General features: G+C 71.2%; 23 protein-coding genes and 1 tRNA gene. 14 read left to right on the forward strand and 10 right to left on the reverse strand.

Translation table 11 applies throughout. The features are described from left to right. The first annotated feature begins 215 nt into the window (after window positions 1–215). The 3 genes from AB3X10_RS09415 to AB3X10_RS09425 all read left to right on the forward strand — a co-directional run bounded on the left by AB3X10_RS09415 (window position 216) and on the right by AB3X10_RS09425 (window position 1,767). Window positions 216–291, forward strand: a tRNA-Phe gene (locus tag AB3X10_RS09415). 331 nt (window positions 292–622) lie between these two features. After that, window positions 623–907 (forward strand): hypothetical protein, encoded by a 285-nt coding sequence (locus tag AB3X10_RS09420; protein WP_369981001.1) that lies wholly within the window; start codon window positions 623–625, stop codon window positions 905–907. A 317-nt stretch (window positions 908–1,224) separates the two neighbouring features. Further along, window positions 1,225–1,767, forward strand: a complete 543-nt coding sequence (locus AB3X10_RS09425; protein ID WP_369981003.1) for a lipocalin family protein — start codon at window positions 1,225–1,227, stop codon at window positions 1,765–1,767. Window positions 1,768–1,806: 39 nt separating this feature from the next. Here AB3X10_RS09425 and AB3X10_RS09430 read toward each other — a convergent pair whose 3' ends face one another. From AB3X10_RS09430 to queG, 3 genes are read right to left on the reverse strand one after another with little or no spacing between them, the layout of a single operon-like run. After that, complete coding sequence (locus tag AB3X10_RS09430) at window positions 1,807–2,202, reverse strand: antitoxin Xre/MbcA/ParS toxin-binding domain-containing protein (protein ID WP_369981005.1); 396 nt, start codon at window positions 2,200–2,202, stop codon at window positions 1,807–1,809. Between the two features lie 44 nt (window positions 2,203–2,246). Then, complete coding sequence (xseA, locus tag AB3X10_RS09435; RefSeq protein WP_369981008.1) at window positions 2,247–3,578, reverse strand: exodeoxyribonuclease VII large subunit; 1,332 nt, start codon at window positions 3,576–3,578, stop codon at window positions 2,247–2,249. 28 nt (window positions 3,579–3,606) lie between these two features. Continuing rightward, complete coding sequence (gene queG / locus AB3X10_RS09440; RefSeq protein ID WP_369981010.1) at window positions 3,607–4,734, reverse strand: tRNA epoxyqueuosine(34) reductase QueG; 1,128 nt, start codon at window positions 4,732–4,734, stop codon at window positions 3,607–3,609. A gap of 23 nt (window positions 4,735–4,757) precedes the next feature. Between queG and AB3X10_RS09445 the strand changes: the two genes are divergently transcribed. From AB3X10_RS09445 to AB3X10_RS09470, 6 genes are all read left to right on the forward strand, one after another. Further along, window positions 4,758–6,242: an NAD(P)H-hydrate dehydratase gene (locus AB3X10_RS09445; protein WP_369981012.1), complete on the forward strand. Its 1,485-nt coding sequence runs from the start codon at window positions 4,758–4,760 to the stop codon at window positions 6,240–6,242. Then, window positions 6,239–6,718 carry a tRNA (adenosine(37)-N6)-threonylcarbamoyltransferase complex ATPase subunit type 1 TsaE gene (gene tsaE / locus AB3X10_RS09450; protein WP_369981014.1) on the forward strand — a complete coding sequence of 160 codons (480 nt, stop codon included), beginning with the start codon at window positions 6,239–6,241 and terminating at the stop codon, window positions 6,716–6,718. The genes AB3X10_RS09445 and tsaE overlap by 4 nt, the downstream gene beginning before the upstream one ends. Before the next feature lie 81 nt (window positions 6,719–6,799). Then, window positions 6,800–8,437: an N-acetylmuramoyl-L-alanine amidase gene (locus tag AB3X10_RS09455; protein WP_369981016.1), complete on the forward strand. Its 1,638-nt coding sequence runs from the start codon at window positions 6,800–6,802 to the stop codon at window positions 8,435–8,437. A gap of 147 nt (window positions 8,438–8,584) precedes the next feature. Further along, window positions 8,585–10,450: a DNA mismatch repair endonuclease MutL gene (mutL, locus tag AB3X10_RS09460; RefSeq protein ID WP_369981017.1), complete on the forward strand. Its 1,866-nt coding sequence runs from the start codon at window positions 8,585–8,587 to the stop codon at window positions 10,448–10,450. Then, the gene (locus AB3X10_RS09465; protein WP_369981019.1) at window positions 10,450–11,376 is read left to right on the forward strand and encodes a DUF1684 domain-containing protein; all 927 of its coding nucleotides are present in this window, start codon (window positions 10,450–10,452) and stop codon (window positions 11,374–11,376) included. Before mutL ends, AB3X10_RS09465 begins: the two co-directional genes overlap by 1 nt. A gap of 13 nt (window positions 11,377–11,389) precedes the next feature. After that, on the forward strand, window positions 11,390–12,358 hold the full coding sequence (locus tag AB3X10_RS09470) for a TraB/GumN family protein (RefSeq protein ID WP_369981020.1): 969 nt from the start codon (window positions 11,390–11,392) through the stop codon (window positions 12,356–12,358). A 136-nt stretch (window positions 12,359–12,494) separates the two neighbouring features. On the opposite strand, the gene phaR is transcribed toward AB3X10_RS09470, so the two are convergent. The 3 genes from phaR to gluQRS all read right to left on the reverse strand — a co-directional run bounded on the left by phaR (window position 12,495) and on the right by gluQRS (window position 14,920). Then, window positions 12,495–13,010 (reverse strand): polyhydroxyalkanoate synthesis repressor PhaR, encoded by a 516-nt coding sequence (gene phaR / locus AB3X10_RS09475; protein ID WP_369981022.1) that lies wholly within the window; start codon window positions 13,008–13,010, stop codon window positions 12,495–12,497. A gap of 204 nt (window positions 13,011–13,214) precedes the next feature. Next, window positions 13,215–13,955, reverse strand: coding sequence for an acetoacetyl-CoA reductase (phbB, locus tag AB3X10_RS09480; RefSeq protein ID WP_369981023.1), 741 nt, complete (start codon window positions 13,953–13,955; stop codon window positions 13,215–13,217). 56 nt (window positions 13,956–14,011) lie between these two features. Further along, a complete protein-coding gene (gluQRS, locus tag AB3X10_RS09485) occupies window positions 14,012–14,920 on the reverse strand; it encodes a tRNA glutamyl-Q(34) synthetase GluQRS (protein ID WP_369981025.1) in 909 nt (302 codons plus the stop codon). A gap of 101 nt (window positions 14,921–15,021) precedes the next feature. Between gluQRS and htpX the strand changes: the two genes are divergently transcribed. Beyond that, window positions 15,022–15,906: a protease HtpX gene (htpX, locus tag AB3X10_RS09490; RefSeq protein ID WP_369981026.1), complete on the forward strand. Its 885-nt coding sequence runs from the start codon at window positions 15,022–15,024 to the stop codon at window positions 15,904–15,906. A gap of 204 nt (window positions 15,907–16,110) precedes the next feature. Here the strand turns inward: htpX and AB3X10_RS09495 are convergent, their stop codons facing one another. The 3 genes from AB3X10_RS09495 to AB3X10_RS09505 form a co-directional block, all read right to left on the reverse strand. Beyond that, the gene (locus AB3X10_RS09495) at window positions 16,111–18,183 is read right to left on the reverse strand and encodes an EAL domain-containing protein (protein ID WP_369981028.1); all 2,073 of its coding nucleotides are present in this window, start codon (window positions 18,181–18,183) and stop codon (window positions 16,111–16,113) included. A 196-nt stretch (window positions 18,184–18,379) separates the two neighbouring features. Further along, on the reverse strand, window positions 18,380–19,576 hold the full coding sequence (locus AB3X10_RS09500) for an NAD(P)/FAD-dependent oxidoreductase (protein ID WP_369981030.1): 1,197 nt from the start codon (window positions 19,574–19,576) through the stop codon (window positions 18,380–18,382). Beyond that, entirely contained in the window at window positions 19,573–20,118 is a 546-nt protein-coding gene (locus AB3X10_RS09505; RefSeq protein WP_369981032.1) for a YaeQ family protein, read from the reverse strand. Before AB3X10_RS09505 ends, AB3X10_RS09500 begins: the two co-directional genes overlap by 4 nt. A 42-nt stretch (window positions 20,119–20,160) precedes the next feature. Between AB3X10_RS09505 and AB3X10_RS09510 the strand changes: the two genes are divergently transcribed. The 3 genes from AB3X10_RS09510 to AB3X10_RS09520 all read left to right on the forward strand — a co-directional run bounded on the left by AB3X10_RS09510 (window position 20,161) and on the right by AB3X10_RS09520 (window position 22,917). Further along, window positions 20,161–21,072, forward strand: coding sequence for a pseudouridine synthase (locus AB3X10_RS09510; protein WP_369981033.1), 912 nt, complete (start codon window positions 20,161–20,163; stop codon window positions 21,070–21,072). A 594-nt stretch (window positions 21,073–21,666) separates the two neighbouring features. Continuing rightward, the gene (locus AB3X10_RS09515) at window positions 21,667–21,876 is read left to right on the forward strand and encodes a cold-shock protein (RefSeq protein WP_006451993.1); all 210 of its coding nucleotides are present in this window, start codon (window positions 21,667–21,669) and stop codon (window positions 21,874–21,876) included. Between the two features lie 345 nt (window positions 21,877–22,221). Further along, window positions 22,222–22,917: a glutathione S-transferase family protein gene (locus tag AB3X10_RS09520; RefSeq protein ID WP_369981036.1), complete on the forward strand. Its 696-nt coding sequence runs from the start codon at window positions 22,222–22,224 to the stop codon at window positions 22,915–22,917. A 37-nt stretch (window positions 22,918–22,954) separates the two neighbouring features. On the opposite strand, the gene AB3X10_RS09525 is transcribed toward AB3X10_RS09520, so the two are convergent. After that, the gene (locus tag AB3X10_RS09525; protein WP_369981038.1) at window positions 22,955–23,851 is read right to left on the reverse strand and encodes an alpha/beta hydrolase; all 897 of its coding nucleotides are present in this window, start codon (window positions 23,849–23,851) and stop codon (window positions 22,955–22,957) included. A gap of 648 nt (window positions 23,852–24,499) precedes the next feature. On the opposite strand from AB3X10_RS09525, the gene AB3X10_RS09530 reads away from it, so the two are divergent. Further along, window positions 24,500–26,053: a protein adenylyltransferase SelO gene (locus AB3X10_RS09530; RefSeq protein WP_369981040.1), complete on the forward strand. Its 1,554-nt coding sequence runs from the start codon at window positions 24,500–24,502 to the stop codon at window positions 26,051–26,053. Window positions 26,054–26,127 lie beyond the last annotated feature (74 nt).

Genomic DNA, 26,127 nt, shown 5'->3' on the forward strand with positions numbered 1-26,127 from the left:
CTCGGCGGCCTGACCCATGACCATCGCCAGCGGCCTCCGTGCCCGCGCATAGGCCAGGTGCCGGGGACGCATTCAGCATGGAAGCCCGGGGCGTCCGGCGCAGTCGGGGTGGGCCGTGTCGGCCGGTAGGGAAATTCCGAAATGCCGCACTTGCCCAATTCCGATCGCATCGCTATGATGCGCGTCCCCGCACCGGTCCTGCCGCGTTGCGCAGTGGCCGAGTAGCTCAGTTGGTAGAGCAGGGGATTGAAAATCCCCGTGTCGGCGGTTCGATTCCGTCCTCGGCCACCATATATCTGAAAGGCCTGCAGAAATGCAGGCCTTTTTCTTTGTGCGGCAACGTCTGCGGCGCGCTGCCAGCGATGTCGGCGGATGGCCCGCGCGTGCGGCCGCCGGGCATGCCTGGGCTGCGGCGAAGCGGCTGCAACGGGCCGTCGCGAGTGCCGCATTGTGTGCCGACTTCCGCATGAAGGCTGGCTGCTCCGTGCTATCGCCGTGGACGCGGGCCGGGTTTACGCTCGTAGACAAGTGCGTGAATTCTCAGGTTTGCCGTGATGTAGCGCTCAACTATGCCGCGCCGATGTCGTAATCATTGGGACACGATTAATCGCGGAGTGGGCGAATGCACAAGGAATTGACGCGGCTGTGCGTATACGCGCTCGCTCTGGCGGTGGCCGGTGTCGCCAGTGCCGAGCCTGCGGAGCACAAGCCGGGTGCCGATCCCTATCAGGGCGCTCCCAACCCAGGCGCGCCCTACATCGAGCAGGTCGGCTCCGAGTGCATGATGGTCAACGTGTACCTGGAGCAGCGCGACGGTGTCGCCAAGCAGGTCGTGCTGCGCGAGCCGGTGGAATGCAGCAACGGCAGCCAGGGCAAGGACCGCGCCATGGCTGATCTGTCGCCCTAGAGCGCTGGCGCGCCGCACTGGCGGCGTCCTTGTTTCCCGTCATTGCCGTCGTGGCGAGCAGCGCCTGCGTGGTCTGGTGCCGTGTCGCCGGTGTGCCGCATCGCACGTGTCGCCGTGCTGCACGCGCGCAGCGCGCGATGCGCGGATCCTTGCCTGGCGCTGGCCTGCCGCCGCAGCGGCGTGCGCTGTCTGCGCGCCTGGCGTCCCGGGCTGTGGCCGATGCGGCCGTTCGTCGCCGGCTGCGCCAAGCCGGCGCTTTACATCGCCGTGCCGCTCCTGCATAAGGCTGGTCTTCTCTCTTTTGCAGGATCGTCCGCATGCGTCATCCATCGCTCGCGATGCTGCTGGCATGCCTGCTGTGCCTGGCGCTGCCGGCGCGGGCCGCGCAGCCGGTGACCTCGGTCGCCGAGTTCGATCTCGGCCGCTACGCCGGGCAGTGGCACGAAATCGCGCATTTGCCGGTGTCGTTCCAGAAGAAGTGCGTCGGCGACATCACCGCCGCCTACGTGCTGCGCGACGACGGGCTGGTCGGGGTGCGCAACGCCTGCCGCACCGGCAAGGGCGACCTGCTCGCCGCCGAGGGCGTGGCGCGGCGGGTGGCGGGTCATCCCGGGCGGCTGCAGGTGCGTTTCGCGCCGGATTGGCTGGCCTGGGTGCCGCTGGTTTGGGCCGACTACTGGGTGATCGCGCTGGATCCGGATTACCAGTGGGTGCTGATCGGCGAGCCGGACCGCAAGTACCTGTGGGTGCTGTCGCGTTCGCCGCGGATGCCGCGGGCGCTGTTCGAACAGATCAAGGCCAAGGCGGTGGCGATGGGCTACGACCTGGATCCGTTGCTGGTGGTCGCGCCGCTGGACTGAATCGCCTGCCGGTCTGCACGCGCCAGCGGCGCATCGCCGCTAGCCGGCGAAGCAGGCGCGGGCCGCATCGAGCAGCCGCGCGCTGGCGCCTTCCTGCAGCAGCTGCCGCGGCGTATGCCCGCCGAGTTGCGGGTGGTTGCCGTTGAGCCACTGCGACAGTGCCTCGCGGTCGCCGCCGCAACCGTTCCAGACGATGCAGATCATCTCGCCGACATCGCGCAGATGCGCCTCGCGCAACGGCGCCAGCGTGTCCGCGTCGCGCGCCAGCCAGTCGATCACGCGCTGTGCGTCCTCGGTGGAGCCGTAGCTGGCGCTGTCGATCAGGGCCAGCAGGTCGGTAGAGCGCGCCAGTCGGCTGGCCTTGTTGCGCTCGCCGCGGCGCATGCCTTGCAGCACCGCCTTGATGCGTTGTTCGTTGGAGGCTGGGTGCGGCATGGAAGTGCACTGGCGATGAGGTGCGGTCGACAGATGTACCGCACTCATTCTGTACGCAGCGTCACCTCGCCGTCTGCGAGCCGCGCGCGCAGGCGGTCGCCGGGCGCGAGCTGCGCGGTCGAGCGCACCAGCGTACCGTCGTCGACCCGGGTCAGGATCGCGTAGCCGCGGGTCACCGTGGCCAGCGGGCTGACCGTCTCCAGCGCGCGGGCCAGCGCGCGCAGGCGCTGCGTGTCGGCCTGCAGCTGCCGCGCCATCGCCGCCTGCGGGCGCCGGCCGAGTGCGAGCAGGCGCTCGCGCAGTGCCGCCAGGCGGCGCTGCGGCTGCGCCGTGCGCAGCACCGCGGCGGCATGGCGCAGGCGTGCCTCGCGGCGTTCGTGCTGCTGCCGCCACAGCGCCAGCAGGCGGCGCGCGGCATCCTGCTGGCGGCGCCGCAGCAATTGCAGTTGCGCCTGCGGGCTTTGCGCCTGCAGCCGCAGCAAGGCGCGATCGGCGCGTTGCATCGCCTGGCGCAGGCGGTGCTGCTGCCACTGCAGCAACCGCGCGTGCTGGCCGCGCAGGCGCGCGCCGAGGTCGCGCTGGTCGGGGGCGAGCAGTTCCGCGGCCACCGATGGCGTCGGCGCGCGCAGGTCGGCGGCGAAGTCGGCCAGGGTCACGTCGGTCTCGTGGCCGACCGCCGACACCACCGGCGTGAGCGAGGCGGCGATGGCGCGGGCCAGGCGTTCGTCGTTGAACGCCCACAGGTCTTCCAGCGAGCCGCCGCCGCGGGTCAGCAGGATCGCGTCGTAGCGGCCGCTGGCGTCGGCGCGCTGCAGCAGCGAGGTCAGCTGCGCGGCGGCGCTGTCGCCCTGCACCAGGCTCGGCAGGATGTCCACTTCCAGCAGCGGCAGGCGCCGGCCGAGCACGCTCAGCACGTCGCGCACCGCCGCGCCGCTGGGCGAGGTGATCACCGCCAGGCGGCGCACGAAGGCGGGCAGGGCGCGCTTGCGCTCGCTGGCGAACAGGCCTTCGGCGGCGAGCCTGGCCTTGAGTTCCTCGAACGCGCGGCGCAACGCGCCTTCGCCGGCTTCCTCCAGGTGATCCAGCACCAGTTGATAGTCGCCACGCGCCTCGTACAGGGTCAGCCGGCCGCGCGCGAGCACGCGCAGGCCTTCGCGCGGGACGAACTTCAGCCACTGGCTCTTCGGCTTGAACATCGCGCAGCGCACCTGCGCCCGCGCGTCCTTCAGGGTGAAGTACAGGTGCCCGGACGAGGGCCGGGTGACGTTGCCCAGTTCGCCCTCCACCCAGGCCAGCGGGAACGCGCTTTCCAGCAGGTCGCGCGCCAGCGTGTTGAGCTGGCTGGGGCTGAGGATCTGGTCGTCGCGATCGGGCATGCGGGCGTTGCGGTGGGCGTGCGGGCGCCTATCCTCGCACGTCGGCGCGATCGGCCGGTCGCGGCACTGCGACGTCGCCGCCCGGCGCTTGGTCGGCGTGCCGCGCCAGCGCCCATTGCACGTGCTCGCGCACCAGCGGCGAGGCGTGCTGCGCGCGCGTGCCGAGCGCGGCCAGCACCTGCGGCGTGGTCGGCGCATTGCCCAGCGCCACCGCCAGGTTGCGCAGCCAGCGCTCGTGGCCGCTGCGGCGGATCGCGCTGCCTTCGGTGCGGCGCAGGAATTCGTCCTCGTCCCAGGCGAACAGCTGCGCCAGCGTGGCCCGGTCCAGATCGTTGCGGGCGCGGAAGTCGGGTTCGTCGCTGCGCTTGGCGAACTTGTTCCACGGGCACACCAGCTGGCAATCGTCGCATCCAAAGATGCGGTTGCCGATCGCCGGGCGCAGTTCCTCGGGAATCGCGCCGTCGTGTTCGATGGTCAGGTAGGCGATGCAGCGGCGCGCGTCCAGCCGGTAAGGCGCGACGATCGCTTGCGTGGGGCACACGTCGATGCAGCGCGTGCAGGTGCCGCAGTGCGCGCTGGCCGGCGGATCGATCGGCAGCGGCAGGTCGACGTAGATCTCGCCGAGGAAGAACCACGAGCCGCCGTTGCGGTCGATCAGGCAGGTGTGCTTGCCGATCCAGCCCAGCCCGGCATCGCGCGCCAGCGCGCGCTCCAGCACCGGCGCCGAGTCGACGAACACGCGATGGCCGAAGCGGCCGATCTCGCCCTGGATGCGCTCGGCCAGCTTCTGCAGGCGGTTGCGCATCAGCTTGTGGTAGTCGCGGCCCAGCGCGTAGCGGGCGACGTAGGCGCGCTCGCCGTCGTGCAGCGTGTCCCAGGCCGAATCGTCGTCGTTGCGCCCGTAGTCCAGGCCGACCGAGATCACCCGCAGCGTGCCTGGAATCAGCTCGGCCGGGCGCGCGCGCTTGTCGCCATGCTGGGCCATCCACTGCATCGTGCCGTACAGGCCTTGCGCCAGCCAGTCGCGCAGATGCGCCTCGTCCTGTTGCAGCTCGATCCCGGCGATGCCGCAGCGCTGGAAGCCGAACTCGCGCGCGAGCGCACGGATGCGCGCGGCGGCGGCATGGGGATCGGCGGGGGCGACGCTGCTGGACATGGCGCAAGTATAGAATCCCGCGCATGTCCGACTCGTTCGATCTCTACGCCACCGCCGCCGCGCGGCGCATCGATGCGCAGGCCACGGCCTTGCTCGGCGGCGACGGCTACACGCTGATGCAGCGTGCCGGCCAGGCGGCCTGGCAGGCGCTGCTGCAGCATTGGCCGCAGGCGCAACGCATCTTGGTGGCCTGCGGCAGCGGCAACAACGGCGGCGACGGCTATGTGCTGGCGCGGCTGGCGCACTGCGCCGGACGCCACGTGCGCGTGCTGCAGCTGGCCGGGCGCGGCCCGCAGTCGGCGCTGGCGCAGCGCGCCTGCACCGACTACATCGGCGTCGGCGGCCGCATCGAGGCGTTCGATACGGCGCTGGAGCAGGCCGACGTGGTCGTCGATGCGCTGCTCGGCATCGGCCTCAATCGCGCGCCCGACGCCGAACTGGCCGCGCTGCTCGGCGCGCTCGCCGGACTCGGTGCGCCGGTACTGGCGCTGGACGTGCCCAGCGGCGTGGACGCCGAACACGGCAGCGTGCCCGGCGCGGCGTTGCCGGCGACGCTGACCGTGCAGTTCATCGTCGCCCATGCCGGGCTGCAGACCGGCGCGGCGCTGAACCATGTCGGCGACACCGCGCTGGCGGCGCTGGACGTGCCGGTCGCCGCGTTCGACGGCTGCGCGGCGCGGGCGCAGGCCTGGACCAGCGCGGCGCTGGCCACGCGCCTGGCGCCGCGCCGGCGCGACAGCCACAAGGGCGATTCCGGCCATGTGCTGTGCATCGGCGGCAATCTGGGCAGCGGCGGCGCGGTCATGCTCGCGGCCGAATCGGCGTTGCGCAGCGGCGCCGGCCTGGTCAGCGTGGCGACCCGCGACGCGCATGTCGCGCCGCTGCTGGCGCGCTGCCCGGAGGCGATGACGCATGCGGTCGAGGACGGCGCCGCGCTGGCGCCGCTGTTGCGCAAGGCCAGCGTGGTCGCGCTGGGTCCGGGGCTGGGCCAGGACGAATGGGCGCAGGGCCTGTGGCGGCTGGCGCTGGCCGCCGAGCTGCCGCTGGTGATCGATGCCGATGCGCTGAACCTGCTGGCGCAGTCGCCGCGGGCGCTGCCGAACGCGGTGCTGACCCCGCATCCGGGCGAGGCGGGGCGCCTGCTCGGCATCTCTACCGCCGAGGTGCAGCACGATCGCTTCGCCGCCGCCGCGACGCTGGCCGAGCGCTACCAGGCGGCGGTCGTGCTGAAAGGCGCCGGCAGCATCGTCGCCGCACCGGGGCAGCTGCCGCGGGTCATCGCCGCCGGCAATCCCGGCATGGCGGTCGGCGGCATGGGCGACCTGCTGACCGGGGTGATCGCGGCGCTGCGCGCGCAAGGCCTGGCCGCCTTCGACGCGGCCAGCGTCGGTGCGCTGCTGCATGCGGCGGCCGGCGACCGCGCCGCCGCCGAGGGCCAGCGCGGCCTGCTGCCCTCCGACCTGTTGCCGGCGCTGCGTCATTTGGCCAATCCGGAATCGAACCGATGATGTCTTTCCAGCTCGAAGACAGCGACGCGACCGAGCGGCTCGGCCAGGCGTTGGCCGCCACGCGCCCGGCGCAGGCCATGGTGCATCTGCGCGGCGATCTGGGGGCCGGCAAGTCGACCCTGGCGCGGGCGTTGCTGCGCGCGCTGGGCGTGCAGGGCGCGATCCGCAGCCCGACCTACACCCTGGTCGAGCGCTATCCGCTGGCCGACGGCGAAGCCTGGCACCTGGACCTGTACCGCATCGGCGCCGCCGGCGAGCTGGACTTCCTCGGGCTGGACGAGGCCGCGGTGACGCTGTGGCTGGTGGAATGGCCCGAACGCGGCGGCGACGTGCTGCCGCCGGCCGACCTGGTCGTGGCGCTGGCGCTGCACGGCGAAGGACGCGAGGTGCAGCTGCAGGCCGGTACCACGGTGGGCGAAGCCTGGCTGGCGCGGGTGGCAGAGCGGGTGGACTTGCGGGGTCTTTCTGCCGGCTGACACTAGGAAGTGCAGGCAGGTTATGGATTATTAAGGGAAAACCGCTTGTGTTTATGCCGCGGTGATGCTTGAATCGGCTCCATGCGCCTGGGGATCCGTTTTTTCGCCTGTTCCGCCATCGCCGCAGGCTGGTGCCTAGCGGCGCAATCGGCGTTTGCGGGCCAGGTGCAGGCGGTGTCGCTCGGCAATGGCGCCACCGGCACCCGTGCCGAGATCCGCTTGCAGGGCAGCGGCGGCTTCAGCACGCTGACCCTGGCCAACCCCAACCGGCTGGTCGTCGATCTGCCCGAATCCTCCGCCGTGCAGGGCCTGAAGCTGCCTGCCGGCAACGGCGTGGTCACCGCCGTGCGCACCGGCCGTCCGGTGCCTGGCACCTTGCGCATCGTGTTCGACCTGAGCAGCCCGGTGGTGGCGTTCAAGCCGCAGATGCAGACCGTCGGCGGTAGTTCGGTGCTGGTGATCGAATGGCCGGGCGATGCGTCCTCGGCCAGGCCGGTGGCCAGCGCCGGTGCGGCGGCGCCTGGTTCCGCAACGCAGACGCCGGCCGCATCCACCGAGCAAGCCGCGCAAGCGGCCGCCGTGGCCAAACCGGTTCCCGATCCGCGCCTGGAAGCGGCGCGCGCGACCGCGGCGCTGACCTCGTCGGTGCTGCAGCGCGCCGCGCCTGCGCCTGCGCCGCCGGTAGTGGCGCCGCCGCCGACCGTGGCGACGCACCCGGGTGCCGCGCAGGCTCAGGCCGCCGCGCCGAACAACGCCGTCGCCGCGGTGGTGCCCGCCGCTGCATCCGCGTCCGTCGGTGCGGCCGTGCCGGCGCAGCAGGGCGTCGTCGGCACGGCATCGCCGACGCCCGACGGCAGGCCCGAGGCGGGCAACGTCGACGACGCAGCGGCCGCCGCCGCCGCCGAGGCGCGCCCGGTGATGCCGAGCGCGCCGTCGCGGGTGGCGATGAAGCCGGGCATGCGCCCGCTGATCGTGGCCATCGATCCCGGCCATGGCGGCCAGGATCCCGGCGCGATGGGCCCGACCGGCAAGCGCGAGAAGGACGTGACCCTGGCCATCGGCCGCGAACTGGCGCGGCAGATCAACGCCACGCCGGGCATGAAGGCCTACATGACCCGCGACACCGACGTGTTCATCCCGCTGCCGATGCGCGCGCAGAAGGCGCGCGCGGCCAAGGCCGACATCTTCATCTCGATCCACGCCGACGCCGCCGAGAACCGCAGCGCGACCGGTTCCTCGGTCTACGTGCTGTCGACCAAGGGCGCCTCGTCGCAGCGCGCGCGCTGGCTGGCGGACAAGGAGAACGCGGCCGACCTGGTCGGTGGCGTGCGCCTGCAGAAGACCGACAGCACCCTGGCCAGCGTGTTGCTGGACCTGGCCCAGAGCGGGCACATGAAGGCCTCCGAAGACGCGGCCGGGCACGTGCTGGGCGGGCTCAAGCGGATCGGCAACAACCACAAGCCGGAGCTGGAGCGCGCCAACTTCGCGGTGCTGCGCACCTCGGACATGCCGGCGATGCTGGTCGAGACCGCCTTCATCTCCAATCCCGACGAAGAGCGCCGGCTGACCGATCCGGGCTACCAGCGGCGCCTGGCCGGCGCGGTGCTGGACGGGGTCAATACCTTCTTCACCCGGCAGCCGCCGCCGGGCACGCTGTTCGCCGCGCGCGCGCAGGCCGAGGCGGAAGCGGCCAGCACCGTGGCCGGCGGCAGCCGCTGAGGCGCTCGGCTATCATCGCCGGCTGATCCTCATGACGGCGCCCGCGCCGTGAGCCGTGCCGATGTCCCGTCACCGTAGCTGTCCTCCTGTTTCCGAGCCTGGCGCGAGCGTGCGGCGCCTGCCTTGCGCGTGCGCGCGGGAGGCGGCATGAGCATCCGCCAATTGCCCGAGATCCTGATCAACCAGATCGCCGCCGGCGAAGTGGTCGAGCGTCCGGCCTCGGTGGTCAAGGAACTGGTCGAGAACGCGCTGGATGCCGGCGCGCGCCGCGTGGACATCGACCTGGAGGAGGGCGGCGTGCGCCTGATCCGGATCCGCGACGACGGTGGCGGCATTCCGCCCGAGGAGTTGCCGCTGGCGGTGTCGCGGCACGCGACCAGCAAGATCGCCTCGCTCGACGACCTGGAGTCGGTCGGCACGCTCGGCTTCCGCGGCGAAGCGCTGCCGTCGATCGCCTCGGTCAGCCGCTTCACCCTGGCCTCGCGGCGCCCCGGCGACGAGCACGGCGCCGCGCTGCAGGTCGATGGCGGCAAGGTCGGGCAGGTGCAGCCGCGCGCGCAGGCGCCGGGCACCACGGTCGAGGTGCGCGAGCTGTTCTACAACGTGCCGGCGCGGCGCAAGTTCCTGCGCGCCGAACGCACCGAGCTCGGCCACATCGAGGAATGGCTGCGCTCGCTGGCGTTGGCGCGCCCGGACGTGGAGCTGCGCGTGTCGCACAACGGCAAGCCGTCGCGGCGCTACAAGCCCGGCGACCTGTACTCGGATGCGCGGCTGGGCGAGACCCTGGGCGAGGACTTCGCGCGCCAGGCGCTGCGCGTGGACCATAGCGGCGCCGGGCTGCGCCTGCACGGCTGGATCGCGCAGCCGCACTATTCGCGCGCCAGCGCCGACCAGCAGTACCTGTACGTCAACGGCCGCTCGGTGCGCGACCGCAGCGTCGCGCATGCGGTGAAGATGGCCTACGGCGACGTGCTGTTCCATGGCCGGCAGCCGGCCTACGTGCTGTTCCTGGAACTGGAGCCGGCGCGGGTCGACGTCAACGTGCACCCGGCCAAGCACGAGGTGCGCTTCCGCGATGCGCGGCTGATCCACGACTTCGTCTATCGCACGCTGCAGGACGCGCTGGCGCAGACCCGTGCCGGCAGCACGCCGACCGCGGCCGGCGAGGCCGTGCAGGCGCCGCCGCTGGCCTATGCCGGCGGTGGCTCGCCGCCGATGCCCGGCGCCGCCGGCAACAGCGGCGGCGGCGGCTACGGCGCGCAATGGCGCCCGGCGCAATCGCCGCTCGGCCTGCGCGTCAACGAAGCGCCGGCCGCCTATGCGGCGCTGTACGCCGCGCCTGCGGGCGCCGCCGACGCCGCAGCGCACATGCCGCTGCAGGCCCAGGATGCGGCCGGCGGCCTGCCGCCGACCTCGGCCGACAGCGGGGTGCCGCCGCTGGGCTACGCGATCGCGCAACTGCACGGCATCTACATCCTCGCCGAGAACGCCGAAGGCCTGATCGTGGTGGACATGCACGCCGCGCACGAGCGCATCGGCTACGAACGGCTGAAGAGCGCGCACGACGGCATCGGCCTGCATGCGCAGCCGCTGCTGGTGCCGATCACCCTGGCGGTGGGCGAGCGCGACGCCGATACCGCCGAGCGCGAGGCGGAGACGCTGGCCGCGCTCGGCTTCGAGATCACCCGCAGCGGTCCGCAGTCGCTGCACGTGCGCAGCATCCCGGCGCTGCTGGCCCAGGCCGAACCCGAAGCCCTGCTGCGCGACGTGCTGACCGACCTGCGCGAGCACGGCCACAGCCGCCGCGTCGCCGGCGCGCGCGACGAACTGCTGTCGACGATGGCCTGCCACGGCGCGGTGCGCGCCAACCGGCGCCTCACCGTGCCGGAAATGAACGCGCTGCTGCGCGACATGGAAGCCACCGAGCGCTCCGGGCAGTGCAATCATGGGCGTCCGACCTGGGCGCGCTTCACGCTGGGCGAGATCGATCGTTGGTTCTTACGGGGGCGCTGATGGGCAAGTGGGGAAGAGCGGCGGCGCTGGCAGCGCTGTTCGGGTTGGCCGCATGCGGCAAGCAGGCGCCGGCGCCGGCCGCGCCGGCGGTCGCCGACAAGGCGTTCCTGGCCGATGAGCAGCGCTGGCGCGAGCAGCGCAAGCACGAACTGCAGGCCGCCGACGGCTGGACCAGCCTGGTCGGCCTGCACTGGCTGGAATTGAAGGAGCACTACATCGGCAGCGGCCCCGGCAGCGGCATCCGCCTGGCGGTCGGGCCGGCGCGGATGGCGCTGGTGTCGCGGGTGGACGGACAGGTGTTCCTGACCCCCGAACCCGGCGCGGGGCTGAGCGTGGACGGCAAGCCGCTGCTGCGGCGCACGCGCCTGTACAGCGACCACGACGCGACGCCGAGCGTGATCGACTTCGACGGCGGCAAGGGCAAGCTGAGCCTGATCGAACGCGGCGGCCGCCATGCGCTGCGGGTCAAGCACGCCGATGCGCCGACCCGGCTCGGCTTCGCCGGGCTGAGCGATTGGCCGGCGGCCGAATCCTGGCGCATCCGCGGCCGCTTCGTGCCCAACCCGCTGGGCAAGACCCTGCCGATCGTCGACATCATCGGCGTCACCACCGAGTCGCCCAACGCCGGCGCGCTGGAATTCGAGCGCGACGGCAAGCATTTCCGCCTGGAAGCGATCGGCGAACCCGGGCGCCCGCTGTTCGTGGTGTTCGCCGACCGCACCAGCGGCCGCGGCAGCTATCCGGCCGGGCGTTTCCTGGACGTGCCGGCGCCGAACGCCGACGGCAGCGTGGTGCTGGACTTCAACCGCGCCTACAACCCGCCGTGCGCGTTCACCCCGTTCGCGACCTGTCCGCTGCCGCCGCCGGAGAACCGGCTGGACCTGGCGGTGGAGGCCGGCGAGAAGACCTACGCCGCCGCACATTGAACCGAGACTCCCGATGACGCCGATCCCGCGCCTGCTGCGCAGCCTGCTGTTGTGCCTGACCCTGTTCGCCGCCGCGCCGGCGCCGGCGCGCGCGCCGCTTCCCGCCGCCGCGCCCAGCGCGACGCCCGCGCCGCCGACGCCGCTGCTGTGGAAGGTCAGCGGGCCGCGCGGCGCGCTGTACCTGCTCGGTTCGTTCCACCTGCTCAAGCCGGAGGACTACCCGCTGGCGCACGAGGTGGATGCGGCGTACGCGGCGTCGCCGCGGCTGCTGTTCGAACTGTCGCCGCAGGACGTGGACTCGCCGCAGCTGGGCGCGCAGATGCTGCAGGCGGCGCAGCGCCAGGACGGCAAGCGCCTGCAGGACGACCTGGACGCGGCCACCTGGCAACGCCTGCGCCGCTATGCCGCCAGCCACGGCCTGCCGTTGGAGCAGATGGGCGGGTTCGAGCCGTGGTTCGTCGGCCTGAGCATCAGCATCGCCGAGATGAAGGCGCAGGGGCTGCAGGCGGACGCCGGCCTGGACCGGCATTTCATGGGCATGGCGGTCCAGGCCGGCAAGGCGGTCGAGGGACTGGAAACGGCGCAGGCGCAGATCGCGATGCTCGACGGCATGGAGCCGGTGGAGCAGAAGCAGATGCTCGTCGAGGCGCTGGACGATGCCGAGCAGGGCGCGGCGCAGACCCAGCGCCTGTACGTTGCCTGGCGCCGCGGCGACGAGCGCCTGCTGTGGCAGGACATGGGGATGGAGATGAAGCGCGACTACCCGCGCCTGTACCAGCGCATCAACGTCGATCGCAACCAGGCCTGGGTGCCGCGCCTGGAGCAGCGCCTGCGCGACGGCCAGGGCGACACGCTGGTGGTGGTCGGCGCCTTGCACCTGCTCGGCCCCGACGGCGTGGTCGAGGCGCTGCGCGCGCGTGGCTACAAGGTCGAGCGGATCTGTTCGGGCTGCCGCACATCGCAGTCGCCGCGTTCGCGCTGAGCCCGCGGCGCGGTCGTGTAGGTGGCATATGTAGGAGCGGCTTCAGCCGCGACGGGCGTTCCCGAGAAAGCCTAGGTCGCGGCTGAAGCCGCTCCTACAAAGAGGCAGGCGCCTGAAGGCGCCTGCCGCGGCGCGCTCAGCGCGCCCGCGACTTCGGTGCGGCGCCGGCGGCCGGCGGCTCGCTCGGCTTGCTGGCGCCGGCGGCGGGGCGGCCAAAACCGGTGCCGAGGTTGCGCTGGAACTCCTGCCACAGCTCCATGTTGCGCTCGGTCAGCTGGTTCATCATGGTCCACGGGGTCTGGCCGAGCAGGTTGCCCATCTGCTGGCGGAACTGCTGCTGCTGGTCCAGGAACACCTGCATGCTGCGCTCCAGGTAGTTGCCCATGAAGCCCTGCAGCGAATCGCCGTAGAACCGGATGATCTGGCTGAGCAGCTGGGTGGACAGCATCGGCTCGCCGTCCTGCTCCTGGTCGGCGATGATCTGCAGCAGCACCGCGCGGCTCAGGTCTTCGCCGGTCTTGGCGTCGCGGACCTCGAATTCCTCGCCGTCGATGATCAGCTGGCGGACGTCTTCGATGGTGATGTAGCTGGAAATCTCGGTGTCGTAGAGGCGGCGATTGGGATACTTCTTGATGATGCGGATCTCAGCCATGAAGCGTTCGCTCTGTGACGGTAGGCGCGCAGCATGGCGCAGCGCAGCAGGGCTTGCAACCGCTGCAAGTCACTGAACTCGGGCCTGGGCGCAAAAAAAATGCTGCGCAGCATGGACGCGGAGCGCGCAATGCCGGCTGCAGCATTTTCGGTAGCGTTACCTCGACTGCGCCGCCGCCGACCTGAGCGGTTCAGTCGCCTGCCGCTACCAGCCCATGTGGTGGCCGCCGTTGATGTCCAGGTTGGAGCCGGTGATCCAGGCCGCCTCCTCGGCGACCAGGAAGGCCACCGCGTAGGCGATCTCTTCCGGCTTGCCCAGGCGCCCGGTCGGGATGTCGGCGATGATCTTGGCGCGCACCTCTTCCGGTACCGACATCACCATGTCGGTGGCCACGTAGCCCGGCGACACGGTGTTGACGGTGATGCCGTAGCCGGCGTTCTCGCGCGCCAGGGAAATGGTGAAGCCGTGCATGCCGGCCTTGGCCGCGGCGTAGTTGGCCTGGCCGTACTGGCCCTTCAGGCCGTTGATCGAGCTGATCTGGATGACCCGGCCCCAGCGCTGCCTGCGCATGGCTTCGATCACCGGTCGGGTGACGTTGAACACCGAGTTGAGATTGGTGTTGATGACCTCGTGCCACTGCTCGGCGGTCATCTTGTGGAAGGTGGTGTCGCGGGTGATGCCGGCGTTGTTGATCAGCACCTCGATCGGGCCCAGCTGCCGCTCCACGTCCTGCACCAGCGCCTGCGCGTGGTCGGGCGAGGCGACGTCGCCGGCGACGATGGCGATCTCGTGGCCGCGTTCGCGCATGCGCTGCTGCCAGGCGCGCGCCTTGGCCTCGTCGCGGTAGTTGCTGGCCACGCGGTGGCCCTGCGCGGCCAGCCGTTCGCAGATGGCGGTGCCGATGCCGCCGGTACCGCCGGTGACCAGCGCAACGCGTGATGTCATGGATTCGCTCCGGATAGGGAAAGGGAGTGGGCCGCGCCGCGGCCGAAACCCCGATTCTAGTCAGCCTTGGTGTCGCTGGGGATACCGGCCGCGTTGCGCAGCGTCCGATCCTGCGCCGGCAGCCGCGCCGGCTCGAATGCGCGCAGCGCCGCGGCCAGCAACGCGGGCACCGAACCGGCACCGGCCAGCGCCGCCGGGGCCTGGCCCAGCAGCGCCCAGGCCAGGCGCAGCGCGGGCAATGGATCGGCGTCGTCCAGCGGCAGCGCGGCATGCGATTTGGACAGCTTGCGGCCGTCGCCGCCGAGCAGCAGCGGCAGGTGCAGGTAGTGCGGCGTCGGCAGGCCCAGCGCGCGCTGCAGCAGGATCTGCCGCGGCGTGGAATCGAGCAGGTCGGCGCCGCGGACCACGTCGCTGATGCCTTGCGCGGCATCGTCCACCACCACCGCCAGCTGATAGGCCCAGCAGCCGTCGGCGCGCAGCAGCACGAAATCGCCGACCTCGGCATGGACGTCCTGGGCGATGTCGCCGCGCACGCCGTCGCGAAACGCGATCGTGCTGCCCGGCGCGACCCGCAGGCGCAGTGCCGGCTGCGGCCGGGCCTGCGCGGCCACGCAGCGGTGGTGGATCCCGCCCTGCGCGGCCAGTTCGCTGCGGCTGCAACTGCACGCGAACGCGAGGCCGGCCTGCAGCAGGCGCTGCGCCGCGGCCTGGTAGATCGCGCCGCGCTCGCTCTGATACAGGATCGGACCGTCCGCCTCCAGGCCGCAGGCGCGCAGGCTGGCGAGCTGGCGCGCGGCCGCGCCGGGCACGCTGCGCGGCCGGTCCACGTCCTCCATGCGCAGCAGCCACTCGCCGCCGGCATGCCGCGCCAGCAGCCAGCTGCCGAAGGCGGCGAGCAGCGAGCCCAGGTGCAGCGGGCCGGTGGGCGAGGGCGCGAAACGGCCGCGGTAGGGAGGCGAGGGCATGGGCAAGCTGAATCGTCGGTCAGGTACGTGCTTGAATTCAAGCTGTACGCGCCGCAGATTCGAGCCAGTCCTTCCTTCTTCCGGTGCGGAGTCCACGTTCCATGTTCAATCGAATCGCCCTGTTCCTCATCACCAATCTGGCGGTGCTGGTGCTGGCCGGCATTGTCATGTCCGTGTTCGGGATCAACCCCAACCAGATGGGCGGCCTGCTGGTGATGGCCGCGCTGTTCGGCTTCGGCGGCTCGCTGGTGTCGCTGCTGCTGTCCAAGTTCATGGCCAAGCGCGCCACCGGTGCGCAGGTGATCACCGAGCCGCGCAACCACACCGAGCGCTGGCTGCTGGAGACGGTGCGGCGCCAGGCGCAGGCCGCCGGCATCGGCATGCCCGAGGTCGCGGTCTACGACGGTCCGGAGATCAATGCCTTCGCCACCGGCGCCAACCGCAACAACGCGCTGGTCGCCGTCTCCACCGGCCTGCTGCAGAACATGACCGAGGACGAGGCCGAGGCGGTGCTCGGCCACGAGATCAGCCATGTCGCCAACGGCGACATGGTGACGATGGCGCTGCTGCAGGGCGTGCTGAACACCTTCGTGATCGTGCTGGCGCGGGTGGTCGGCGGGGTGGTGGACGGCTATCTGTCCGGCAACCGCGACGGCCGCCGCGGCCTGGCCTACTACGCGATCGTGATGGTGCTGGAGCTGGTGTTCGGCCTGTTCGCGACGATGATCGCGATGTGGTTCTCGCGCTACCGCGAGTTCCGCGCCGACGCCGGCGGCGCCAGCCTGGCCGGGCGCGGCAAGATGATCGCGGCGCTGCAGCGGCTGGAACTCAACCACGGGCAGAGCACGCTGCCGTCGCAGGTGCAGGCGTTCGGCATCGCCGGCGGCCTGGGTCAGGGCCTGCGCAAGCTGTTCATGAGCCATCCGCCGCTGTCCGAGCGCATCGCCACGCTGCGCGCCTCGCACACAAACGCGACGGTGAGCTGACCGCCGCCGGCTGGCGCCCCTCCCGGGATTGCGCGTCGCCGAACCCGAATCGCCGCCTGCAGCCACCAGTCGGCTCAGACAACGCCAGGCAGGTCACCCCGCCTGGCGTTGCTTTTTGCAGGATCGCGTGGATTTGCAGGATCGCGTGGAACGGCCTGGCCGCTGCCGTTGCGAATCCCCATCCCCAATCCCGAATCCCGGCCTTCAAGCAAAATCGAACGTCATCCCCGGCCCGGCCAGGCCGACGAACTCGCCCTGCACATAGTCGACGCCGGCGCTGAACAGCAGGCTCATCGAGGTGGCGTCGGCGACGAACTCGGCGATGGAGCGGATGCCGGCCGATTGCGCGCGCTCGGTGATCTCGCGGATCTTTTCCTGGTGCTCGCGGGTCTGCGCCAGGTCCTGGGTGAAGCCGCGGTCCAGTTTCAGGAACGAGGGCTGGAAGTGCGCCAGCAGCTGGAACGAGTCCAGGCCCGAACCGAACTGCTCCAGCCCGACCTTGCACCCCAGCGCGGTGGCATCGGCCAGGAACTGCTGCGCGTTGCGCAGGTGGGTGAACACCTTGGCCTCGGGCGTCTGCATCCACAGGCGCTCGCCGGGAACGCCGTGCGCGGCCAGTTCGCGCCGGATCAGCTCCACCATCTGCTGATCGGCGAAGGCGTCGGGGCTGATCTTGACCATCAGGCTGGTGGCGTGGCCGGCGCGCTGGCGCTCGCCGATCACCGCGATCGCGCGCGACACCACCCAGCGGTCGATCTCGGCCATCAGCCCGTGATCGGCGGCGATGCCGAGGAAGGTGGTCGGGCCGATGATCTCGTCGTTGCGCTCCAGGCGCAGGTAGGCCTCGTACAGTTCGTGCGTCTCGCCCTGCAGGTTCAGCACCGGCTGGTAGTGCAGCAGGAAACCGTCGCCGGCCAGCGCCTCGCGCAGGTGCTGGACCCAGCGCTGGATGCGTTCTTCCTCGACCCGGTCGGCGGCGCCGGGATCGAAGATCTTGCAGGCGTTGCCGCCCAGTTCGATCGTGGCCTGCACGTTTTCGCTGGCGCGGGCCAGGACCTGGCCGACGCTGGCGATCTTCTCGCCGATCTGCACGCCGCCGATGCTGACGGTGACCGTGGCCGAACGCTCGCCCACGCTGAACACGTGCGCGGCGTAGGCGTTGAGCAGGCGCTCGGCCTGCGCCGAGGTGCGCGCGTAGTCGCCCTGCAGCAGCAGCGCGAAGTTGTGCTCGCCGAAGCGCGCGGCCTGCACGTCGCCGTCGATCGCCGCGGCCAGGTGCTGGGCCAGCGCCGCCACCAGCGCGTCGGCCGAGTCCAGGCCGATGTCGGCCAGCAGCCGCGTGTAGTGGTCGGGCTCGACCAGCAGGAAGCCGTAGTGGCCGGCGCCGCGGCCGACCTGGGCCACGGCGTTCTCCAGCGCCAGCATGAAGGTCGGGCGGTTGAGCAGGCCGGTGACCTGGTCGCGCTGGCGCAGGTCCTCGACCTCGCGCGCCAGTTCCGGATCGAATTCCTCGCGGCGGCGGAACACCACCTGCACGCAGGCCTCGCCTTCGTAGCTGGCGGTGGCGAACTCCATCGTCGCCGGGAAGCTCTCGCCCTCCATGGTGCGCGCGTCGACCTGGTACTGCGCCGGCGGCGGTTCGCCCTTGCCCAGCGACTTCAGCAGCTGCTTGAATTCCTCCACGTGCTGCGGCGCGACCATGTCCAGCAGCGAGACGCCCTCGACGTCGTCGAACGAGTCGAACCCGAACATCTCCAGGTAGGCGTCGTTGGCGCGGATGTGCATGCCTTCGTGGATGTAGGCGATCGGGTCGCGCGAGGAGGCGATCAGCGCATCGCAGCGGCGCTCGGTCTCGCGCATCTGCGCCTCGATCCGGCGCAGGCCGCGGCGCGCGTGCAGGTCGGCCCAGGTGTTGCGCACCACCGACAGCAGGTGCTCGGGGCGCTGGCGCAGCGCGATCGCGCGCGCGCCGCCGGCCACCGCCTCGACCCATTCGTTCTCGTCGATGCGGTCGGCGAGCAGGATCACCGGGATGTCCTTGCCGCTGGCGCCGACGCGCTGCAGCACCTGCGACAGCGGGATGGCCTGCGACGGCGCGCTCAGCACCAGGTCGATCGGCTGCGCGGCGAGCATGGCGCCGAGTTCTTCCGCGTGCTGCGGCCGCGACGGCCGTACCGCGATGCCGCTGTTGCGCAGGCTGCTGACGATCGCTTCGGCGTTTTCACCGCTGTCGTCGACGATCATCAGGCGCAGGGTGATGTCTTTGCCTGTTTGCATGAAGCCTCCCGGAGACGGGGTTTAATACACGATGCCCGCAGCGGCGTCCATGTGTGGCCGGGATTGGGGAGTCGGGATTGGGGATTCGCAGCGGCGCGCTTCGATGTTTGTGCTCCGCCTCGGGCAGCCCGCGAACGTTCAGGCAAGGCGGTCCCGCCCTTGCCAATCCCCAATCCCGAATCCCCAATCCCGGCCCTCAGGCCACCCCGCCGGCGGCATGGCCCGAGGCCCAGGCCCACTGGAAGTTGTAGCCGCCCAGCCAGCCGGTCACGTCCAGCACCTCGCCGACGAAGTACAGGCCGGGCACCTTGCGCGACTCCATCGTCGACGACGACACCTCGCCGGTGTCCACGCCGCCCAGGGTGACCTCGGCGGTGCGGTAGCCCTCGGTGCCGCTGGCCACCAGCGGCCAGCTGCCGAGCAGCGCCGCGGCGGCGCGCAGCTGCGGTTCGTCGAGCTGGCGGACCGGCTTGTCCGGCAGCCACACCTCGCACAGCCGCTGCGCGAAGCGGCGCGGCAGCGCCTCGCCCAGCACCGTGCGCAGCTCGGCGGCGCCGCGCAGGCGCTTCTGTTCGCGCAGCCACGCGGCCGCGTCCTGCCCGGGCAGCAGGTCCAGGCGCAGGTCGTCGCCGGGCTGCCAGTACGAGGAGATCTGCAGGATCGCCGGGCCGCTGATGCCGCGGTGGGTGATCAGCATGGAGTTGCGGAAGCTGGCGCCGTTGCAGCTGGCCTCGACCGGCAGCGCCAGTCCGGACAGGTCCTGCAGCCGTTCCTGGTGCTTGCCGCTGAGGGTCAGCGGCACCAGCCCGGCGCGGGTCGGCAGCACCGCGTGGCCGAACTGGCGGGCCAGTTCGTAGCCGAAGCCGCTGGCGCCCAGGCTTGGAATGGACAGCCCGCCGCTGGCCACGACCAGCGAGGCGGCGTGCACCGGGCCCTCGTCGCTGTCGATGCGGAAGCCCTCGCTGCCGCGCTCCACGCCGTGCACGCCGCACTGGGTCCGGATGTCGACCCCGGCCGCCTCGCATTCGTCCACCAGCATGCGCACGATCTGCTTGGAGGAGATGTCGCAGAACAGCTGGCCCAGTTCCTTCTCGTGGTAGGCGATGGCGTGGCGCTCGACCATCCCGACGAAATCGGCCGGGCGGTAGCGCGCCAGCGCCGACTTGCAGAAGTGCGGGTTGGCGGACAGGAAATTGCCCGGGCCGGTGCCGGTATTGGTGAAGTTGCAGCGCCCGCCGCCGGACATCAGGATCTTCTTGCCGACCTTGTTGGCGTGCTCGATCACCCGCACGCGGCGCCCGCGGCGGCCGGCGGTCAGCGCGCACATCAGCCCGGCGGCGCCGGCGCCGATGACCGCGACGTCGACCCGGATCGGCTCGGCGCGCGCGCTCATGCCGCGGCTTTGCGCACCGTCGGGGTGAAGGTGACGCTGCCGTCGTCGCCGAGCAGCTGCACTTCGCCGTCCTGGATCACCACGTCGAAGCGCATGCTGCGCTGGATCAGTTCGGCCGCCGCCGCGACCGCCTCGCCGGGCAGGTCGAGCACCTGCAGCGGCTTGAGCTTGAGCAGGCCGGAGGCGTTCTTCTCCCACCAGATGTCGGCGACGCGGCCGCCGTAGTTGACCACCACCACGTCGCGGGCGCGGCCGCAGGCCTTGCGGATGCGCGATTCGTCGGGCTGGCCGACCTCGATCCACTGCTCGATCGCGCCGGTGTAGTCCATCCGCCACAGGTCCGGCTCGTCGTCGCTGCTCAGGCCCTTGCCGAACAGCAGGCGTTCCTCGGCGAACAGGGCGAAGGTCAGCAGCCGCGCCATCAGCCGCTGGTCGGTCTCGGACGGGTGCTGGGCCAGGGTCAGCGCATGCGCCGCGTAGTAGCCGCGGTCCATGTCGGAAATCTGCAGGTCGGCCTTGCGGAGGGTGGCGGTGAGGGCCATGCGGCTACCGGGATCAAAGGGCGGCCATGATAATGCGTGGCGATGTCCGATCCCCGTCCGCCGTCCGCATTGATTCCGGCCCCGAGCCGCTGGCAGCTGCCGCCGGGGCCATGGCCGACGCTGCTGGACGGCCTGTGCGCGCGCTTTCCGCAGATATCGCGAGCGCAGTGGCAGGACCGCTTCGCGCGCGGGCGGGTGCAGGACGGGCATGGCCTGTCGTTGCCGGCGTCGCTGCCGTACCGGGTCGGGCTGGAAGTGCGCTATTTCCGCGAGGTCGCCGACGAGGCGCCGATCGCCGGGGTGGAGCGGATCGTCCATGCCGACGCGCACCTGGTGGTGGTCGACAAGCCGCACGGGCTGCCGGTGACTCCGTCCGGGCGCTACGTGCGCGAGACCTTGCTGGCGCGGCTGGTGGCGCGGCTGGGCAACCCGGCGCTGGTGCCGCTGCACCGCCTGGACCGCGCCACCGCCGGGCTGGTGCTGTTCTCGGCCGATCCGGGCAGCCGCGCCGCCTACCAGGCGCTGTTTCGCGAGCGGCGCATCGCCAAGGCCTACCAGGCGCTGGCCCCGGCCTTGCCGGGACAGGCGTTTCCGCTGCTGCGCGCGAGCCGGCTGGTGCGCGGCGAGCCGTTCTTCCGCATGGCCGAGGCGGACGGCGAGGCCAACAGCCTGACCCGGATCGAGGTGCTGGACGCGCCCGACGGACCGCTGTGGCGCTATGCGCTGACGCCGGTGACCGGGCGCAAGCACCAGCTGCGCGTGCACATGGCCGCGCTGGGCGCGCCGATCCTGGGCGACGCGCTGTATCCGCGGCTGCGCACGGAGGAGGGCGCAGCCGACGGCACGCTGCACTTGCTGGCCTGCGGGCTGGCGTTCGACGATCCGCTCAGCGGCCAGGCGCGCCGCTTCGCCAGCTCGCAGACCCTGGCTTGGCCGGCGGCTTGGGCGTCGTGATCTGTCTTATTCCTTCGAATCGCTCCGCGCCGGACCCTCACCCCAACCCCTCTCCCGACGGGAGAGGGGCTAATGCCAGCGCGGCTGTTTCCCTTCTAGAAGGTGGCCCGCAGGGCCGGATGAGGGTACGGCGGAGCCTCGTGGGCCTGAGTCAGCGAGGCGCTTCGCGCCGGACCCTCACCCTAACCCCTCTCCCGGTGGGAGAGGGGCTTCGTGCCCGTGGCGAGGCGGCGGCACTGGGCAACGGTTAAGTACGCCAGCGCCCTGGGCGGCTGAATGCGCTGCCAGGGGAGGGGGTCTGCGCAATCGGCGCAGAACGGCAGCCGTATCGGCCGTGCCAGTCGGAACTTTATGCCTGGGTTCAGCTTCTTTGTGGGCGATCTCGGTTTGTCTACACAAACTTGTCGCTTTTTGCGGACGACCCGCGTATGGTGCATCCCACTGTGTTTGCTAGGGTCACCGTGAATCGTGGCCTGGTGCAGTTGATCTCGCGATCCGCTTCATCGTTCCGCTTTACCAACGCCTGCAACTCAGTCTCGGCCCCGATACCCGGTGGCTGCGATTTTCTTCAATTCAATGTTTCAGGAGTTAGTAATGTCTGATCGTCAGAGCGGTACCGTGAAGTGGTTCAACGATGCCAAGGGCTTCGGCTTCATCACCCCGGAAAGCGGCCCGGACCTGTTCGTGCACTTCCGTGCCATCCAGGGCACCGGCTTCAAGTCGCTGCAGGAAGGCCAGAAGGTGACCTTCGTCGCCGTCCAGGGCCAGAAGGGCATGCAGGCTGACCAGGTGCAGGCCGTCTAATTTAGACGCCAGCTACCGCAAGGTCGCCAGAACGCCGGAAGCGCAAGCTTCCGGCGTTTTTTATTTGTCCGCGCGTGGCGGGCCGCGCAGTGGCCACGCTATCCCCGGCCGGCCGATCGCCGCGCCAACGCAGGAAGCCGCTCCAGGCCGGTCTGCGCATGTGCACCGCGACCTGCATGGCCGACCGCTTCAGGCATGCGCGCGTGGGCGGAACGGATTCAAGGCCGGCCGCAAGCGTCTGCCCGGCATCGTCGGCGCCTGGACCGCGATGCGCGCCGGCCGCAGTCGCGATCCATGCACAGGCCCGGCTACCATGGCCGGCCCCGCGTTCTCGGAGCCGCTGCCATGATCACCGTGCATCACCTCAACCAGTCCCGTTCCCAGCGCGTGCTGTGGCTGCTGGAGGAACTGGCGCTGCCCTACCAGGTGGTCAAGTACCAGCGCGACAAGCAGACCATGCTGGCGCCGCCGGAACTGCGCGCGATCCATCCGCTGGGCAAGTCGCCGGTGCTGGTCGACGATGGCCACGTGCTGGCCGAATCCGGCGCGATCCTCGATTACCTGGTGGAGCGCTACGACACCGAACGCGCGCTGTCGCCGTCGCCGCAGCCGCTGGAGGCGCCCGAGCGCCTGCGCTACCGCTACTGGATGCACTATGCCGAGGGCTCGGCGATGCCGCCGCTGCTGATGAGCCTGGTGTTCGGGCGCATCCGTTCGGCGAAGATGCCGTTCTTCGCGCGGCCGATCGCCCGCGCCATCGTCGACAAGGCGGTGAACAGCTTCGTCGGCCCGCAACTGAAGCTGCACCTGGACTGGATGGAGCGCGAGTTGGCGGCCAGCGGCTGGTTCGCCGGCGACCGCTTCACGGCGGCCGACGTGCAGATGAGCTTCCCGGTGCAGGCCGCGGCCGCGCGCGCCGGCCTGCAGGCCTATCCGAACCTGGCCGGCTTCGTGCAGCGCATCGAGCAGCGCCCGGCCTACCAGCGCGCGCTGCAGCAGGGCGGGCCGTTCGAGCTGCTCGGCGGCGGCAAGGCCGGCTAGGACCGGATGGCGCGCCCTTGGGCCATGCCGCGGCCGGTCATGGCAGCGGCGCGCGCGGTTGGCACTGGCGCACGAAGGCGATGCTGTCGGCCATGACCGGCAACGCCGGATCGTCCTTGCGCAGCGCCAGCGCCAGGCGCAGATGGCCGACGCCGGGGTAGGTCTTCAGTTCGGTGGGTACGCCGACGCGTTGCAGCGCGGCCTGCAGCGAGCGGCTGTCGCGCGGTTCCACCACGCGGTCGGCATCGCCGTGCAGCAGCAGGGCCGGGGGTTCGTCGCCATCGACGAAGGCCACCGGCTGCGAGCGCCGCTGCTGCGCCGGATCGCGGCCGAACATGCCGATCAGGTCGGGATCGGTCAGCGGCAGGAAGTCGTAGGGACCGGCCAGGCCGACCAGGCCGCACAGCTGCCGCGGCGACAGGCCCTGCGCCTGCAGCCAGCGGCCGTCGCTGGCCAGCAGCGCGGCCATGTGCGCACCGGCGGAGTGCCCCATCAGCACCATCCGGCGCGGGTCGCCGCCATGCTCGGCGGCATGGCGCTGGCTCCAGGCCACCGCGGCGGCGGCGTCGTGCATGAAGCCGTCCAGGGTCACCTGCGGGTATTTGCGGTAGTCGGGCACGATCGCGACCACGCCGTGGCGCGCCAGCGCCTCGCCGGCCCAGCGGTATTGCTGGCGGTTGCCGGTCTTCCAGGTGCCGCCGTGGAAGAACACCACCACCGGGGCCTCGTGCGCCGTCGCCGGGCGATAGACGTCCAGCTTCAGACCATGCTCCGCATCGAACACGATGCCGCGTTGCTCGCTCAGCCCATGGCGCGCGGAGCCGGCGTTGAGGCCGCCGAAGAACACGCTGCTGCAGGCCGAGACCAGCAGCGAGGACAGCGCGACCAGCAGGTGGCGGGGCCAGCGCGGCGGCGGCGGCGAACGTTCGGACATGGGCGGTACCTGTGGGAAAAGAGCGGGAAGCATGCCGCATGCGCATGTCGCTGGCGGGTGCATGGCGTCGGCGGCGTTGTTGGCAACTACGCAGCAGGCGCTGCCGCGGATGCGTGTCCGGCGCTGCGGTTCGCTGCGCCTGCTGACGCTGTCGCGAGAGCTGTGGGCGTGCCTGGGTATGTGGTGAAGGGTGCGGGCGCAGCTTCGTGCACCCAACTTTGCGAGTCGCTTCGCGCCGTACCCTCACCCCAACCCCTCTCCCGGGGGGAGAGGGGCTATGCACCGCGGCTGTTCCTTCTCCCATCGGGACCAGGGCCCCTTTTCGGGGGAAGGTGGCCCGCAGGGCCGGATGAGGGTACGGGCGCAGCCTCGTGCACCCAACTTTGCGAGTCGCTTCGCGCCGTACCCTCACCCCAACCCCTCTCCCGGGGGGAGAGGGGCTATGCACGCGCGGCTGTTCCTTCTCCCATCTGGACCATGGCCCCCTTTTCGGGGAAAGGTGGCCCGAAGGGCCGGATGAGGGTACTGACGCAGCTTCGTGCGCCCAGACCCAGCGAGTCGCGTCGCGCCTTACTTTCACCACAACCGCTTTCTCCCACAGGGACTCCCTGCGCTCGCCGAGGGGAGAGGGGCTGTAAGCTGGCGCGTATGTCTCCATTGCGCTTCGACAACCGTTTCACCGCCGAACTGCCCGCCGATCCCGAGCGCGGCCCGCGCCTGCGCGAGGTGTTGGGCGCGCTGTGGTCGGAGGTCGCACCGACGCCGGTGGCCGCGCCGCAGCTGCTGGCGCATTCGCGCGAGGTGGCGGCGATGCTCGGCTTCCCCGAACAGGACGTCCTGACGCCGCAGTTCGCCGAGGTCTTCGCCGGCAACGCGCTCTACCCGGGCATGCGGCCCTACGCGGCGAACTACGGAGGCCACCAGTTCGGGCACTGGGCCGGGCAGCTCGGCGACGGCCGCGCGATCGCGCTGGGCGAGGCGCTGGGCGCGGACGGGCGGCGCTGGGAACTGCAGCTCAAGGGCGCCGGCCGTACCCCGTATTCGCGCGGCGCCGATGGCCGCGCGGTGCTGCGCTCGTCGATCCGCGAATTCCTGTGCAGCGAGGCGATGCACCATCTCGGCGTCCCCACCACGCGCGCGCTGAGCCTGGTCGCCACCGGCGAGCGCGTGGTGCGCGACATGTTCTACGACGGCCATCCGCGCGCCGAGCCGGGCGCGGTGGTATGCCGGGTGGCGCCGTCGTTCGTGCGCTTCGGCAGTTTCGAACTGCCGGCCGCGCGCGGCGACACGGTCTTGCTGCGGCAACTGGCCGACTTCGTCATCGACCGCGATTTCCCCGAACTGCGCACGCGCGGCGCCAACCGCTACGCCGACTGGTTCGGCGAGGTCTGCACGCGTACCGCGACGATGGTGGCGCACTGGATGCGGGTCGGCTTCGTGCATGGGGTGATGAACACCGACAACATGTCGATCCTGGGTTTGACCATCGACTACGGGCCGTACGGCTGGATCGACGACTACGACCCGGACTGGACGCCGAACACCACCGATGCGCAGGGCCGCCGCTACCGCTTCGGCACCCAGCCGCAGATCGCGTCCTGGAACCTGACCCGGCTGGCGCAGGCGCTGGCGCCGCTGTTCGCCGAGGTCGCGCCGCTGCAGGCCGGGCTCGAGCGCTTTCGCCAGGCGTACGCGCAGGCCGAGCGCGACACCACCGCCGCCAAGCTCGGCCTGGCCGACTGCGGCGAGGCCGATGTGGCGCTGATGCAGGACCTGCTGCAACTGCTGCAACAGGGCGAGGTGGACATGACCCTGTGGTTCCGCGGGCTGAGCGCAGAGCAGGTGCCGGCGCTGGCGGGCTTGGCCGATGCCTTCTACGACCCGGCCAGGCTGGCCGCGCAGGCGCCGGCGTTCGAGGCCTGGCTGGCGCGCTATGCGCGGCGGCTGCAGGCCGATCCGCTGCCGGCGGCCGCGCGCGCGGCGAAGATGCGTGCAGCCAATCCACGCTACGTACTGCGCAACTATCTGGCGCAGCAGGCGATCGATCGCGCCGAGCAGGGCGATGCCGAGGGGATCGCCGACCTGCTGGAGGTGATGCGCCGGCCCTACGAGGAGCAGCCGGGGCGCGAGGCGTTCGCGGCGCGGCGCCCGGACTGGGCGCGCGAGCGCGCCGGGTGTTCGATGCTGTCGTGCAGTTCCTGACGATGCGCGACATGCCGTAGCAGGGGCTTCAGCCCCGACGCCTTGCCGGTAAGGCGTCGGGGCTGAAGCCCCTC

It is taken from the genome of Xanthomonas sp. DAR 80977, from assembly GCF_041240605.1.
GTDB lineage: Bacteria > Pseudomonadota > Gammaproteobacteria > Xanthomonadales > Xanthomonadaceae > Xanthomonas_A > Xanthomonas_A bundabergensis.

Coding starts and splice junctions, on each gene's coding strand:
- AB3X10_RS09420 (WP_369981001.1), top strand. CDS start 623: ATGCACAAGGAATTGACGCGGCTGTGCGTATACGCGCTCGCTCTGGCG.
- AB3X10_RS09425 (WP_369981003.1), top strand. CDS start 1,225: ATGCGTCATCCATCGCTCGCGATGCTGCTGGCATGCCTGCTGTGCCTG.
- AB3X10_RS09430 (WP_369981005.1), bottom strand. CDS start 2,202: ATGCCGCACCCAGCCTCCAACGAACAACGCATCAAGGCGGTGCTGCAA.
- xseA (WP_369981008.1), bottom strand. CDS start 3,578: ATGCCCGATCGCGACGACCAGATCCTCAGCCCCAGCCAGCTCAACACG.
- queG (WP_369981010.1), bottom strand. CDS start 4,734: ATGTCCAGCAGCGTCGCCCCCGCCGATCCCCATGCCGCCGCCGCGCGC.
- AB3X10_RS09445 (WP_369981012.1), top strand. CDS start 4,758: ATGTCCGACTCGTTCGATCTCTACGCCACCGCCGCCGCGCGGCGCATC.
- tsaE (WP_369981014.1), top strand. CDS start 6,239: ATGATGTCTTTCCAGCTCGAAGACAGCGACGCGACCGAGCGGCTCGGC.
- AB3X10_RS09455 (WP_369981016.1), top strand. CDS start 6,800: ATGCGCCTGGGGATCCGTTTTTTCGCCTGTTCCGCCATCGCCGCAGGC.
- mutL (WP_369981017.1), top strand. CDS start 8,585: ATGAGCATCCGCCAATTGCCCGAGATCCTGATCAACCAGATCGCCGCC.
- AB3X10_RS09465 (WP_369981019.1), top strand. CDS start 10,450: ATGGGCAAGTGGGGAAGAGCGGCGGCGCTGGCAGCGCTGTTCGGGTTG.
- AB3X10_RS09470 (WP_369981020.1), top strand. CDS start 11,390: ATGACGCCGATCCCGCGCCTGCTGCGCAGCCTGCTGTTGTGCCTGACC.
- phaR (WP_369981022.1), bottom strand. CDS start 13,010: ATGGCTGAGATCCGCATCATCAAGAAGTATCCCAATCGCCGCCTCTAC.
- phbB (WP_369981023.1), bottom strand. CDS start 13,955: ATGACATCACGCGTTGCGCTGGTCACCGGCGGTACCGGCGGCATCGGC.
- gluQRS (WP_369981025.1), bottom strand. CDS start 14,920: ATGCCCTCGCCTCCCTACCGCGGCCGTTTCGCGCCCTCGCCCACCGGC.
- htpX (WP_369981026.1), top strand. CDS start 15,022: ATGTTCAATCGAATCGCCCTGTTCCTCATCACCAATCTGGCGGTGCTG.
- AB3X10_RS09495 (WP_369981028.1), bottom strand. CDS start 18,183: ATGCAAACAGGCAAAGACATCACCCTGCGCCTGATGATCGTCGACGAC.
- AB3X10_RS09500 (WP_369981030.1), bottom strand. CDS start 19,576: ATGAGCGCGCGCGCCGAGCCGATCCGGGTCGACGTCGCGGTCATCGGC.
- AB3X10_RS09505 (WP_369981032.1), bottom strand. CDS start 20,118: ATGGCCCTCACCGCCACCCTCCGCAAGGCCGACCTGCAGATTTCCGAC.
- AB3X10_RS09510 (WP_369981033.1), top strand. CDS start 20,161: ATGTCCGATCCCCGTCCGCCGTCCGCATTGATTCCGGCCCCGAGCCGC.
- AB3X10_RS09515 (WP_006451993.1), top strand. CDS start 21,667: ATGTCTGATCGTCAGAGCGGTACCGTGAAGTGGTTCAACGATGCCAAG.
- AB3X10_RS09520 (WP_369981036.1), top strand. CDS start 22,222: ATGATCACCGTGCATCACCTCAACCAGTCCCGTTCCCAGCGCGTGCTG.
- AB3X10_RS09525 (WP_369981038.1), bottom strand. CDS start 23,851: ATGTCCGAACGTTCGCCGCCGCCGCCGCGCTGGCCCCGCCACCTGCTG.
- AB3X10_RS09530 (WP_369981040.1), top strand. CDS start 24,500: ATGTCTCCATTGCGCTTCGACAACCGTTTCACCGCCGAACTGCCCGCC.